At 45.6% G+C, this 14,245-nt stretch carries 13 protein-coding genes and 1 other annotated feature; all 13 genes read right to left on the reverse strand.

The window, feature by feature from the left end:
* Nucleotides 1-69: 69 nt before the first annotated feature.
* Nucleotides 70-3,684, reverse strand: coding sequence for a DNA-directed RNA polymerase subunit beta' (gene rpoC / locus ACE04G_RS03670; RefSeq protein ID WP_221825252.1), 3,615 nt, complete (start codon nt 3,682-3,684; stop codon nt 70-72).
* Nucleotides 3,685-3,797: 113 nt separating this feature from the next.
* Complete coding sequence (gene rpoB, locus ACE04G_RS03675; protein WP_091020534.1) at nt 3,798-7,343, reverse strand: DNA-directed RNA polymerase subunit beta; 3,546 nt, start codon at nt 7,341-7,343, stop codon at nt 3,798-3,800.
* A gap of 412 nt (nt 7,344-7,755) precedes the next feature.
* Nucleotides 7,756-8,358: a class I SAM-dependent methyltransferase gene (locus ACE04G_RS03680; RefSeq protein WP_221825268.1), complete on the reverse strand. Its 603-nt coding sequence runs from the start codon at nt 8,356-8,358 to the stop codon at nt 7,756-7,758.
* A 96-nt stretch (nt 8,359-8,454) separates the two neighbouring features.
* Nucleotides 8,455-8,814, reverse strand: a complete 360-nt coding sequence (gene rplL, locus ACE04G_RS03685) for a 50S ribosomal protein L7/L12 (protein WP_017692065.1) — start codon at nt 8,812-8,814, stop codon at nt 8,455-8,457.
* A gap of 72 nt (nt 8,815-8,886) precedes the next feature.
* Nucleotides 8,887-9,390 carry a 50S ribosomal protein L10 gene (gene rplJ, locus ACE04G_RS03690; protein ID WP_017692064.1) on the reverse strand — a complete coding sequence of 168 codons (504 nt, stop codon included), beginning with the start codon at nt 9,388-9,390 and terminating at the stop codon, nt 8,887-8,889.
* A gap of 24 nt (nt 9,391-9,414) precedes the next feature.
* Nucleotides 9,415-9,561, reverse strand: a sequence feature (ribosomal protein L10 leader region).
* Nucleotides 9,562-9,629: 68 nt separating this feature from the next.
* Nucleotides 9,630-10,322 (reverse strand): 50S ribosomal protein L1, encoded by a 693-nt coding sequence (gene rplA / locus ACE04G_RS03695; protein ID WP_017692063.1) that lies wholly within the window; start codon nt 10,320-10,322, stop codon nt 9,630-9,632.
* A gap of 94 nt (nt 10,323-10,416) precedes the next feature.
* On the reverse strand, nt 10,417-10,842 hold the full coding sequence (gene rplK, locus ACE04G_RS03700; RefSeq protein WP_017692062.1) for a 50S ribosomal protein L11: 426 nt from the start codon (nt 10,840-10,842) through the stop codon (nt 10,417-10,419).
* 68 nt (nt 10,843-10,910) lie between these two features.
* On the reverse strand, nt 10,911-11,444 hold the full coding sequence (gene nusG, locus ACE04G_RS03705) for a transcription termination/antitermination protein NusG (protein WP_145336484.1): 534 nt from the start codon (nt 11,442-11,444) through the stop codon (nt 10,911-10,913).
* A 21-nt stretch (nt 11,445-11,465) separates the two neighbouring features.
* Nucleotides 11,466-11,657 carry a preprotein translocase subunit SecE gene (gene secE / locus ACE04G_RS03710; protein ID WP_017692060.1) on the reverse strand — a complete coding sequence of 64 codons (192 nt, stop codon included), beginning with the start codon at nt 11,655-11,657 and terminating at the stop codon, nt 11,466-11,468.
* A gap of 17 nt (nt 11,658-11,674) precedes the next feature.
* On the reverse strand, nt 11,675-11,824 hold the full coding sequence (gene rpmG / locus ACE04G_RS03715) for a 50S ribosomal protein L33 (RefSeq protein WP_072735843.1): 150 nt from the start codon (nt 11,822-11,824) through the stop codon (nt 11,675-11,677).
* A gap of 305 nt (nt 11,825-12,129) precedes the next feature.
* Complete coding sequence (gene sigH, locus ACE04G_RS03720; protein WP_017692059.1) at nt 12,130-12,774, reverse strand: RNA polymerase sporulation sigma factor SigH; 645 nt, start codon at nt 12,772-12,774, stop codon at nt 12,130-12,132.
* Between the two features lie 171 nt (nt 12,775-12,945).
* On the reverse strand, nt 12,946-13,467 hold the full coding sequence (locus ACE04G_RS03725; protein ID WP_036607162.1) for an NYN domain-containing protein: 522 nt from the start codon (nt 13,465-13,467) through the stop codon (nt 12,946-12,948).
* A gap of 5 nt (nt 13,468-13,472) precedes the next feature.
* Entirely contained in the window at nt 13,473-14,219 is a 747-nt protein-coding gene (gene rlmB, locus ACE04G_RS03730) for a 23S rRNA (guanosine(2251)-2'-O)-methyltransferase RlmB (RefSeq protein WP_449004969.1), read from the reverse strand.
* Nucleotides 14,220-14,245 lie beyond the last annotated feature (26 nt).

Genomic DNA, 14,245 nt, shown 5'->3' on the forward strand with positions numbered 1-14,245 from the left:
TGCATTATACAAGCGTCCGCCTCCTGACGCACAAAACTTTCATTCCCCTCTAAATGAGGAGGAATCTATTTAATCAACCGAAACTGGCTCAAGTTCTTCTACTGAAGATTGGCCATCTTCTGGCTCAGCAAATTTGATGCTGCGGTAACGGTGCATACCTGTACCAGCAGGGATCAATTTACCGATGATTACATTTTCCTTCAGACCGAGCAACTGATCGACTTTACCTTTGATCGCTGCATCTGTCAGTACACGTGTAGTTTCTTGGAACGAAGCCGCCGAGAGGAAGGAGTCTGTTTCCAGGGATGCTTTCGTAATACCGAGCAGGATTGGTTTAGCAACCGCTGGCTCTTTATCACTAAGAATCGCAATTTTGTTAGCTCTTTCGTACTCATGCATATCCACGAACGATCCCGGCAACAACGTAGTATCTCCTGCATCTACGATGCGGATTTTACGCAGCATTTGACGGATCATGACTTCAACGTGCTTATCGTTAATTTCTACGCCTTGGTTACGATATACGCGCTGTACTTCCTGCAGAATGTAGTTTTGTACACCACGTATGCCTTTAATCCGTAACATCTCTTTTGGATCAATGGAACCGTCTGTCAACTCGTCACCTGCTTCAACTTCCGCGCCTTCGCTTACGCGCACACGGGAACCGTAGGTAACGGAGTAAACTTTGGATTCCGCCTCACCTTGAATTTCGATTTCACGACGATCTTTCGCTTCGCGAATCTCTTTAACTACACCATCAATCTCACTGATCGTTGCTTGACCCTTAGGATTACGAGCTTCAAACAACTCCTGGATACGCGGCAAACCTTGCGTAATATCGTCTCCGGCTACACCACCGGTGTGGAATGTACGCATTGTAAGCTGTGTTCCCGGCTCACCAATGGACTGTGCTGCAATAATACCAACTGCTTCACCAATCTCCACGTGTTTACCAGTCGCGAGGTTGCGACCATAACACTTCTTGCAGACACCATGACTTGCACGGCAGCTGAGGACGGAGCGGATTTGCAATTTAGTAATACCTGCCTTGATGATCGCTTCTGCTTTATCGGAGTCAATCAATTCATTGCGACCTACAATGATTTCTTTCGTTTCCGGATGACGAACTGTCTCGAAGCAGTATCTGCCTTCAATACGGTCATAGAGATCTTCGATAACCTCTTTACCATCCTGGATACGACTTACCGTAAAGCCTTTATCTGTACCACAATCATCATCACGCACGATTACATCTTGGGCTACGTCTACGAGACGACGAGTCAGGTAACCTGAATCGGCTGTACGCAGGGCTGTATCCGCCAAACCTTTACGCGCTCCGTGAGTGGAGATAAAGTACTCGAGTACCGTCAAACCTTCACGGAAGTTCGATTTGATTGGGAGTTCGATGATTCGACCGGATGGGTTGGCCATCAGACCACGCATACCGCCCAATTGGGTGATTTGCGATTTGTTACCCCGTGCTTTGGAGTCAACCATCATCATGATCGAGTTGTAACGATCCATGGACTTCATCAGAATCTCAGTGATGTCATCTTTGGATTTTGACCAGATATCAATGATACGGTCATAGCGCTCTTCATTCGTAATCAGACCACGACGGTACTGATTCGTAACGATTTGTGCTTTTTCCTCAGATTGTCTAAGAATTTCAAACTTCTCAGGCGGAACGATAACATCAGATACCGCAACCGTAATACCGGCACGTGTAGAGTATGTGAATCCAAGTTGTTTGATTTTATCCAAAATAACGGCTGTTTCCGTTGTGTGATAAATTTCAAAACAACGTGCAATGATGGAGCCGAGGTATTCTTTACCGACACCGCCAGCCAGAGGAGCATTCATAATAGCTTCTCTGAGATCAGCACCTTTTTCATATACAAATGAGTGATCTGCAGTACCTTGGTACAGGTTAGCACGAGTCGCATCATTGATATACGGGAAGCTTGCCGGGAAAATTTCATTGAAGATAATTTTACCGATAGTTGTCAGCAACATTCCTTCTTGCTGTTCTTCCGTGAAGCTTGTTTTACCAAGCGCCTTAACCGGAATAGCTACACGCGCATGCAGACCAGCAGTACCACGTTGGTATGCCGATACAGCTTCGTTAACTGTACGCAAGATCATACCTGTGCCCTTTTCTTCCTTGTTGTCCATAGTGAGGTAGTAAGAACCAAGCACCATATCCTGGGAAGGAGTAACAACCGGTTTACCGTCTTTCGGGTTCAAAATGTTACCAGATGCAAGCATCAGGATACGTGCTTCCGCTTGAGCTTCAGCGGACAACGGAACGTGCACGGCCATTTGGTCACCGTCAAAGTCGGCATTGTATGCCGTACATACGAGCGGGTGAAGACGAATTGCTTTACCTTCAACGAGAATCGGTTCAAACGCTTGAATACCGAGTCTGTGAAGCGTAGGGGCACGGTTCAACAGAACCGGATGCTCCTTGATTACTTCTTCAAGAACATCCCATACCTCAGGACTTACACGCTCAACTTTACGTTTTGCGCTCTTGATATTGTGGGCAAGCCCCTTATTTACAAGCTCTTTCATAACGAAAGGCTTGAACAATTCAAGTGCCATATCTTTTGGCAGACCACACTGATACATTTTCAGGTAAGGTCCAACAACGATAACGGAACGACCAGAATAGTCAACCCGTTTACCGAGCAAGTTCTGACGGAAACGTCCTTGTTTACCTTTCAGCATGTGGCTGAGAGATTTCAATGGACGGTTACCAGGACCCGTTACCGGGCGTCCGCGACGACCATTATCGATCAATGCGTCAACAGCTTCCTGCAACATCCGTTTTTCATTTTGCACGATAATATCTGGCGCGCCCAGATCAAGCAGACGTTTCAGACGGTTGTTCCGGTTGATTACACGGCGATACAAGTCATTCAGGTCAGACGTTGCAAAACGTCCACCATCCAACTGTACCATTGGACGAAGTTCCGGCGGGATAACAGGAAGTACATCCATGATCATCCACTCTGGCTTGTTGCCGGAGTTGCGGAATGCTTCGATAACTTCCAGACGTTTGATTGCACGATTACGACGTTGTCCTTGCGCAGTCCGGAGCTCTTCTTTCAGGAACTCGAGCTCTTTGTCTATGTCAAGGTCTTGAAGCAATTTTTTAACCGCTTCTGCGCCCATGCCAGCCTGGAAACCATAGCCGTATTTTTCACGGTAGCTGCGGTATTCTTTCTCGGACAACAGCTGTTTTTTCTCCAGTGGAGTTTCTCCTGGATCAGTTACAACATATGATGCAAAATAAATAATCTCTTCAAGAGATCTTGGAGACATATCCAGGGCAAGACCCATACGGCTCGGAATACCTTTGAAGTACCAGATATGCGATACCGGAGCAGCGAGCTCAATATGGCCCATCCGTTCGCGGCGTACTTTCGCACGTGTTACTTCAACGCCACAACGATCACAGACAACGCCTTTATAACGGACGCGTTTGTATTTACCGCAATGACATTCCCAGTCTTTTGTAGGGCCAAAAATCTTTTCGCAGAATAGCCCTTCTTTTTCCGGTTTCAACGTACGATAGTTGATCGTTTCCGGTTTTTTCACTTCTCCGCGGGACCAAGAACGAATTTTCTCTGGGGAAGCAAGCCCGATCTTCATGTATTCGAAATTGTTGACGTCCAACAAGGAGCAACCCTCCTTAACCAATTCCTGTATTCTAGGTTACGCCCACTCCGGCCGAAGCCGGAGAAAGACGCGAGCCTGATGAAAAACGCCGGTCATCATGCGCTCGAAGCGGTTTATTCCGCTCCGACCTCTGTACCCTCAAGGTTGAGGCTGAGCTTATCGCTCGCAGCGTCATCTTCATCGTCCATTTCTCTCATTTCAATCTCTTGCTCATCTTCGCTCAAAATCTTAACGTCCATACCCAAGCTTTGCAGCTCTTTAATCAATACTTTGAATGATTCAGGAACGCCTGGTTCCGGAACATTTTCACCTTTGACAATGGATTCATACGTTTTAACCCGACCAACAACGTCATCGGATTTAACAGTCAAGATTTCTTGCAGTGTATAAGCTGCACCGTATGCCTCAAGTGCCCATACTTCCATCTCCCCGAAACGCTGTCCACCAAATTGGGCTTTACCACCCAATGGCTGTTGCGTAACAAGTGAGTAAGGACCTGTGGAACGGGCATGGATTTTATCATCAACCATGTGTGCCAATTTGATCATGTGCATGACACCTACGGTAACTTCACGTTCAAATTCTTCTCCTGTACGACCATCATACAGGACAGTTTTACCATTACGTTGCATACCTGCTTCTTCCATCGTATCGAAGACGTCATACTCCTTCGCTCCGTCGAATACAGGAGTTGCTACGTGAATACCCAGTTGCATCGCGGCCATACCCAAGTGAACTTCGAGTACTTGACCGATATTCATCCGGGAAGGTACGCCCAGTGGGTTAAGAACGATCTGAACCGGTGTACCGTCTGGCAGGAAAGGCATATCTTCTTCCGGCAAGATGCGGGCCACGACCCCTTTGTTACCGTGACGTCCGGCCATTTTATCACCCTCGGAAATTTTCCGTTTTTGAGCGATATATACACGAACGAGTTGGTTAACACCTGGAGGCAGCTCATCACCGTTTTCACGGGTAAATACTTTCACGTCTACTACGATACCGTCAGTACCATGTGGTACACGCAAGGAAGTATCACGTACTTCACGTGCTTTCTCACCAAAGATCGCATGCAAGAGACGTTCTTCTGCTGTCAGCTCTGTTACACCCTTAGGTGTTACTTTACCAACCAGAATGTCGCCAGCACTGATCTCAGCACCGATGCGGATAATACCGCGCTCATCCAAGTTACGCAACGCTTCTTCCCCAACGTTAGGGATGTCACGTGTGATCTCTTCAGGTCCGAGCTTGGTATCACGTGCTTCTGACTCATACTCCTCGATATGGATGGATGTGTATACATCTTCCTTAACGAGTTTTTCACTGAGCAAGATCGCATCCTCGTAGTTGTAACCTTCCCAAGTCATGAAGGCAACAACAACGTTACGTCCCAGAGCCAATTCACCCATTTCCGTTGAAGGACCATCAGCGAGGATATCGCCAGCTTTGACAGCAGCACCTCTTTTGACAATCGGACGCTGGTTAATGCATGTTCCTTGGTTCGAACGCATAAATTTGTGTAATTTATATTTAACGATATCGCCTTTAACTTCCTGACCGTCCACTTCTTCAACACGACGGACCCAAATCTCGTTCGCAGAAGAACGTTCAATAATTCCGTCATAATCGGAGACAATACATACACCAGAATCTTTTGCAGCTTTGTGCTCCATGCCTGTTCCTACAAGTGGTGCTTTAGGAATCAAGAGTGGAACCGCCTGCCGCTGCATGTTAGATCCCATGAGTGCACGGTTGGAGTCATCGTTCTCAAGGAACGGGATCAGCGCTGTAGCGACGGATACAACCTGTTTAGGCGATACGTCCATGTAGTCAACTCGCTCACTCGGCATCGTAAGGATGTTATCCGACTGTTTGTTGTAACGTACAATGATCGCTTCTTCTTCAAATGTACCGTCTTCGTTCAACTTCGCATTCGCTTGCGCGATAACATAGTTGTCCTCTTCATCCGCTGTCAGGTAATCAATTTGCTCGGTTACAATACCTGTCTTCGGATCAACCCAACGATATGGAGCTTCAATGAAGCCATATTCATTCACACGAGCGAACGTAGACAAGGAGTTGATCAAACCGATGTTTGGTCCCTCTGGCGTCTCGATTGGACACATACGGCCATAGTGGGATGGATGGACGTCACGCACTTCCATACCTGCGCGCTCACGCGTCAAACCACCGGGTCCGAGTGCGGACAAACGACGTTTATGTGTCAACTCACCCAGCGGGTTCGTTTGATCCATAAACTGTGACAACTGAGAGCTACCAAAGAACTCTTTAATGGATGCAATAACAGGACGTATGTTAATCAAAGCCTGTGGTGTAATTACGTTAGCATCCTGAATGGACATTCTCTCACGAACCACACGCTCCATACGGGACAAACCGATACGGAACTGGTTCTGCAGGAGTTCACCCACCGAACGCAAACGACGGTTACCCAGATGATCGATATCATCCGTGCTACCAATTCCCTGTAGAAGGTTAAGGAAATAACTGATGGACGAAATAATATCCGCCGGTGTCACGTTTTTAACGGACTTGTCAATGTTTGCATTGGCAATCAGTTTGACCACTTTACCATCTTCAGTTGGTGAGAACACATCAATCGTTTGCATAGGGATATCATTGGCATCCAAAACGCCGTTACCCACGTGATACGTGCGGAATCCAACGCTCTTCTCCAGATACGGCATGATTTCATCCAACAAACGACGATCAACCATTTGACCTGCTTCAGCAATGATCTCACCTGTCTCAGCGTCAACAAGTGACTCAGCCAAGCGCTGGTTAAACAAACGGTTTTTGATGTGAAGTTTTTTATTCATTTTGTAACGACCTACATTAGCCAGGTCATAACGTTTTGGATCAAAGAAACGTGCTACGAGCAAGCTTTTCGCATTATCCAGCGTTGGAGGCTCGCCCGGACGAAGACGCTCATAGATCTCAATGAGTGCTTTCTCCGTGGAATCCGTGTTGTCTTTGTCCAGTGTGTTGCGGATATATTCGTCATTACCGAGCAGATCCAGAATCTCAGCATCTGTGCCAAAACCAAGTGAACGCAGGAGAACCGTAACCGGTATTTTACGTGTACGGTCGATCCGGACGTAAACAACATCCTTCGCGTCCATCTCCAGTTCCAACCAAGCGCCGCGGTTAGGAATAACTGTAGCGGTATACGTTTTTTTGGCGTTTTTATCTACTTTGGTACTGAAGTAAACGCTAGGAGAGCGAACCAACTGGCTGACAATAACCCGTTCCGCACCATTAATAATAAATGTGCCCGTGTTGGTCATCAGCGGGAAATCTCCCATGAATACTTCCTGCTCTTTGACTTCGCCGGTTTCCTTATTAATGAGCCGGACTTTGACCCGAAGCGGTGCTGCATACGTAACGTCACGCTCTTTCGCGTCGTCTACTGTATACTTCGGTTCACCGAGACTGTAATCGATAAATTCCAAAATCAAGTTACCTGTAAAATCCTGGATCGGCGAGATATCCTGGAACATTTCGCGCAACCCTTCCTCCAAAAACCAATCATAGGATTTTTGTTGGATTTCAATCAGGTTCGGAACTTCGAGTATCTCGTTAATTCGTGCATAACTGCGCCGAGTGCGTCGACCATATTGAACAAGATGTCCTGCCAACTTAAACTCACCCCTCAATGTCTACTCACTTTAAAAATTTCGTTGCGAACCTCTGTTTGTAACCTTATAATGGTACACATACAGAGCAAAGCAATGCATCCACAAATAAAGAAAAGCCCTTACTCGAAATGTCGTTCGAAAAAAGAGCAACTTTGATCGGCGGATGTCTTTCCAAATCATTCTTATCCCCAGTTTGCCCAAAATGTACATATTATACGCCAAACGTAGGCATAATAAGCCCGTTCGGCGTAAAAAAAGGTTGACATTTTTAGTTAGCTAAAGCCAAGTAGGGCATCTTAATACTGACATTTTACAACTATACCACGACCTGAATTTCAAGTCAATAGTCCTATTGCAAAAAAAATGATCCCCTGCTTACTTTACAAACTCGGATTCTGCTTTTGGTAGATACCTATTCCGATTTCACCGCTTTGAAAATCCGATAGCCTTTATCCTTCGTCACTTCTTCCACTCTGCTAAACAAAGATTCCAATTTCGCTTTCGCTGACGGGGCTCCTTGTTTCTTTTGAATGACAATCCACAACGAACCGCCTACCTTCAGATGGCGATGTGCCTGTTCGAAAATAGTATGAACCGTATCTTTCCCAGCCCGTATAGGCGGGTTGGTTAGGATAACGTCAAAATCTTGCTTTTTCACTTCAGCCAGTAGATTACTTTGCAATACCGTAACATTGTTAATTCCGTTCGCTTTTGCATTTTCCCTGGAAAGTTCAACGGCTCTCTCGTTGATATCGATCATGGTGACATGCCCATCCGGTACAAGTTTGGCTGCTGTAAGACCCATTGGCCCGTATCCACAGCCCACATCGAGAACATGAGCCCCTGATGGCAACTCTATCGCATCAATCAATACTCTGCTGCCATAATCGATTCCGTTTTTGGAAAACACACCGGCATCCGTCACGAATCGCAGACTGAATCCGCGAAGAACCGCTTCAGTTGCTCTGCGATCATGCGCCACTTGCGGTTTGTCCGAATAATAATGATTGGACATGCCCTCACTCACTTTCCATTTACAATTACAGCAACAAACCCCTTGATATAAGTCAAGGGGTTTGTTGTTTTGTTCATTTAGCTTGTAATAGCTAAATTATTTAACTTCAACTGAAGCGCCTGCTTCTTCAAGCTTAGCTTTAACCGCTTCTGCTTCTTCTTTAGCAACTTTTTCTTTCAATGCTTTTGGAGCGTTGTCAACCAATTCTTTTGCTTCTTTCAGGCCAAGACCTGTGATTTCGCGAACTGCTTTGATAACGTTGATTTTGGAAGCACCAGCGCTAGTCAAGATTACGTCGAACTCGGATTGCTCAGCTTCAGCAGAAGCTACCGCACCTGCAGCAGCTACTGGAGCTGCAGCAGTTACGCCGAATTCTTCTTCGATTGCTTTAACAAGATCGTTCAATTCCAGTACAGTCATGCCTTTGATTGCTTCCAAGATTTGCTCTTTACTCATGAGTGAACCTCCATATATAATATTATTTTTTTTAATTCATTTGCCGCCTAAGCAGCATTCAGATCAAGTTGCTTACGCGCCTTGCTCTTCTTTTTCTGCAACTGCTTTAACCGCAAGCGCGAAGTTGCGCACTGGCGCTTGAAGCACGCTGAGGAGCATGGAGAGGAGTCCATCGCGGGATGGCAGTTCTGCCAATGCCTTAACTTCTTCTACTCCGATTACGCGACCTTCTACGACTGCACCTTTCAATTCCAGTGCATCGTTCTTTTTCGCGAAGTCGTTCAGAATTTTAGCTGGAGCCACAACGTCATCTACGCTGAATGCAATTGCAGTAGGACCTGTAAGAACACTATCGAGTTCTGTCAGTTCTGCTGCTGCAGCTGCACGGCGAAGCAACGAGTTTTTCAGCACTTGGAATTCGATCCCTGCTTCACGAAGTTGCTTACGCAACTCAGTTACTTGGGCAACGTTCAATCCGCGATAGTCAACAACAACAGTTGTAACGCTCTCGCGCAATTTTGCTGTTACTGCATCAACGGATTCTTGTTTTGCTTGAATCACTTTTGCGTTTGCCAATCTGTACACCTCCTGATCAAATTTATCCCATTAAGAAAAGCCTCCGTAGAATCACGAAGGCTTGATATATACTCATCATCGATTTGCATCGTTCTAAGTTCTATAATCACACCTCGGCAGGAAATTAAGCCAAAAGGCACCTACTGTCTACGGCAAGCATATTCAAATGTCAACGGTCAGTCACTCGGACTCACAACTTTTATATCTTATCAAAAACAGGACAAGCCTGTCAAGAGATATTATCTAAAAGCTGCTGCGTTCACGCGTGCGCCAGGGCCCATCGTGGAAGAAAGACTAACATTCTTCAGATAAACACCTTTTGCTGCCGCTGGTTTAGCACGATTCAGAGCTTCCATGAGAGCTTTGAAGTTCTCATTAAGTTGCTCAGAAGAGAAAGAAGCTTTACCAATCGGTGCATGAATTTGACCTGCACGATCCAGACGATATTCGATTTTACCGGCTTTAATTTCTTGAACAGCCTTAGTTACATCGAAAGTTACCGTTCCGGCTTTAGGGTTAGGCATCAGACCTTTACCGCCGAGCAGTCGGCCCAATTTACCTACTTCACTCATCATATCTGGTGTCGCTACGCAGACGTCGAATTCGAACCAGCCTTGTTGGATTTTGTTGATCATGTCTGCATCACCAACATAATCCGCGCCAGCCGCTTCCGCTTCTTTCGCTTTGTCACCTTTTGCAAATACCAATACGCGTTGTGTTTTACCTGTGCCGTGTGGCAAGACAACAACACCACGTACAGCCTGGTCTTGCTTACGAGGGTCTACACCCAAACGAACTGCTGCTTCGATTGTTTCATCGAATTTTGCAGTAGCTGCCTTTTTCACAAGCTCTACAGCTTCTGAAGGCTCGTAAGTTGCTTCGCTGTCAATCAGCTTAGCAGCTTCCAGGTATTTTTTACCGTGTTTAGCCATGTTTTATTCCTCCTTTGTGGTGTTAGCGGATATACCTCCCACATCAACCGGTCGCGAATCGACCGGTTTTACGAAGCCATGTTTCTTATGAAAATTAGTCTTCGATGGTGATACCCATGCTGCGGGCAGTACCTTCGACCATACGCATAGCGGACTCAACGTCTGCTGCATTCAGGTCAGGCATTTTTGTTTCTGCGATTTGACGTACCGCATCACGTTTAACAGTAGCAACTTTTTTCTTGTTCGGTTCGCCGGATCCTTTTTCAACTTTAGCTGCCACTTTCAACAGAACTGCTGCTGGTGGAGTTTTAGTGATGAAAGTAAAGGAACGGTCCTCGAATACAGAAATTTCAACTGGAATAATCAATCCCGCTTGATCAGCTGTACGAGCGTTGAATTCTTTACAGAATGCCATGATGTTGACACCTGCTTGACCCAAAGCCGGACCTACTGGTGGTGCTGGGTTTGCTTTACCTGCTGGAATCTGCAGTTTTACCATTTTAATAACTTTTTTCGCCATGATTGACACCTCCTTGCAAAATAGTGGTTAACGGGTTTTTCAACCCTCCCACAAGAAACTTGAAGAAATTATATCTTCTCCACTTGCGTATATTCCAACTCAAGCGGTGTTTCCCGTCCAAACATGTTCACGTGCACTTTCAACTTGCTTTTATCTACCAAAATTTCTTCCACGGAGCCTACGAAATTCGCAAAAGGACCGACTTTAATACGTACGGATTCCTTAATTTCGAACTCAATTTTCGGCTTAGGCTCAACCATACCCATGTGCTTCAGAATTTGTTCCACTTCTTCAGGCAACAATGCAGTTGGTTTGGACCCAGAACCTGTCGAACCGACAAATCCTGTAACACCTGGTGTGTTGCGAACAACATACCAAGAATCATCCGTCTGTACCATTTCCACCAAGACATAACCGGGATAAACTTTACGCATAACGGTCTTTTTCTTACCGTCCTTGTTTACCACTTCTTCTTCCATAGGAACAAGAACGCGGAATATCTTGTCTTCCATGCCCATAGACTCTACGCGTTTTTCCAAATTGGCTTTGACCTTGTTCTCATACCCTGAATAGGTATGAACGACGTACCATCTTTTTTCCATATCAAGCCACCGGAACCCTTCTTAAATAATCGCTTCGATCACAAAGGAGATGCCAATGTCAATGACCCAAAAAAACAGCGTCATAACCACAACAGTACCAAGTACGATCAATGTGTAGTTGGTCAGCTCTTTACGATTAGGCCAGCGAACTTTTTTAAGTTCAGCCCAGCTTTCTGAGAAAAAGGAAATCAGAGATTTGAAACTTCGTTTCACGCCGACACCTCCAAAAACTATCTGGTTTCGCGATGAGAAGTCTGCTCGTTACAAAACTTGCAAAATTTCTTCATCTCCATGCGGTCGGGGTGATTACGCTTGTTTTTTGTCGTAGTGTAATTTCTTTGTTTGCAGTTAGTACAAGCCAAAGTAATAATTACCCGCATGATGTACACCTCCCGAAGACTTCCACATTCAAGCAGAGTCTCTAAATTGATCCTGAAAAAAAAGCCATAAATTTAGGCCTACCTAAAACACTTTATCACAAGGGTATAACCATGTCAATGAAAGAATAGCCTTTCATTCATTGGGTATTACTTCCGTACAACGTACATTCGTTTCTCATCTCTGTTTTTCTCTTCTCCTGCATGGACCGAGCGATTACTAGTATAAACATTCTTAGATTTTATAAACTTGAGACACTAAAAAAAGACTCAAACACCGAGCCTTTTCCGTCAACGACAACATGTGTTTAATTATCTCGAACTTCCAGGTACTTTTCAAGTTTGCGCTTGACGCGCTGAAGTGCATTATCAATGGACTTCACATGTCTGTCCAAATCTACTGCAATCTCTTGATAAGATCTCCCGTCCAGATACAACATCAATACTTTACGTTCCAGATCACTCAGAATCTCGGACATTTTATCTTCCAGGCCCACAAACTCTTCCTGATTGATGATAAGTTCTTCCGGATCACTGACCTGAGTTCCACAAATCACATCGAGTAACGTACGATCAGACTCTTCGTCATAAATAGGCTTGTCCAGAGATACATAAGAATTAAGTGGAATATGTTTCTGACGTGTTGCTGTCTTAATCGCCGTGATGATCTGTCTTGTAATACACAGTTCGGCAAAAGCCTTGAACGAAGCCAGCTTGTCCCCTTTGAAATCTCGAATGGATTTGTAGAGGCCAATCATTCCTTCTTGAATAATATCTTCCCGGTCTGCCCCAATCAGAAAATAAGATCTTGCCTTGGCGCGTACAAAGTTACGATATTTGTTAATCAAAAACTCTAACGCTTCGCTTTCGCCTTCACGGAAAGCTTCGACAATGTCTTCGTCACTTTGGTAATCATACTTGGATAACATGATATCTTTGAGGTCGACACTCACAGACAATCCCTCCGGCTGCAACGCAAGGTACCCCGTTACTCTACTCTATGAAATATAGGATCAGTATATATGATGGTACCTCACACCGTCAACCACGCTCTGCCTAAAAAAGAACATCAATAACATAAATGTCAAGACTTTCAATATTCTAAAATTTGTAAAAACGTGCTGTTATTCCCGGCGCCATCGCTCAAACTCTTTTAATACATCGGGACTCAACTTGCCCCCGAGTGTGTTACGCGTGGTCTTCGCCTGATCTTCTTCCAGTCGTTTTTTTAATTCTTTTTCGTTCTGCTCAACTTCAATTAGCAACTCCCTCGCAGATACACGTAACGCTCCCTGTCCAAATATGACATGTTGCTCTACCATATCGCTCGTAGCCACATAAATTTGGCGTCTTCGCATGCTTAGTTCCCGAACGAGTCTCTCAATGCATTCGTCTGCCGTCTCTTTTTCCTTTGTAAAATAGATCTGCACTTTGCTCTGAGTAAAGGATTTACCGAGTCCAGGCACGAGGTAGGCGTCAAACACAACAATGACTCGACGGCCGGAGAAAGCCTGGTAATCTGCAAGACGAAAGAGAAGCCTGTTTCGCGCTTCTTCCAGCCCACTTTCCGCCAGTTTGGTTAATTCCGGCCAGTCGCCAATCATGTTGTACCCGTCTACAAGAAGCACATCACGGGAATCAGCCATACCTTCTATTCCTGCGCTTGACGCGAACGGAGCACTTCATACATGACAACCCCGGCTGCCACGGAAGCATTCAGGGAATTAATCTGACCTTGCATTGGTAATTTGATCAGCACATCGCATTTCTCACGAATAAGCCGTCCCATTCCCTTGTTCTCATTTCCGATTACCAATGCCACAGGGCCAGTAAAGACTCCATTACCAAAGACACCTTCATGAGCCGTGACATCTGTCCCTACAACCCATACACCTTCCTCTTTGAGGCGATCGATGGTCTGTCCAAGATTACTTACACGAGCCACTGGCACGTACTCCACAGCGCCTGCTGATGTTTTGGATACTGTCACGGTTACCGCAGCCGAGCGACGTTTGGGTACAATGACGCCATGCGCACCCGTGCAGTCCGCTGTCCGCAAAATGGACCCCAGGTTATGCGGATCTTCAATCTCATCCAGCAGAATCAGGAAAGGATGCTCATTCTTCGCTTTTGCTGCGGCAAGAATGTCTTCTACCTCCACATAAGCGTAAGGTGCCGCTTGAGCAACTACCCCCTGATGCTGAATGCCTGGTACCGTTTGATCCAGCTTACGCTTGTCCACGTGTTGAATGACAATACCTAGTTTTTTAGCTTCCGAGACAATAGGTTGAGTCAGATGTTTCTGTGCTGTATCGGCAATCCATATTTTATTAATGGTCCGGCCTGAACGCAGCGCCTCCGTCACGGAGTGTTTACCGGCGATCCATTCTTCTTCCATCGTTGTTCGATCCTCTCTGTAATGCG

This window comes from Paenibacillus sp. AGC31 (assembly GCF_057334655.1).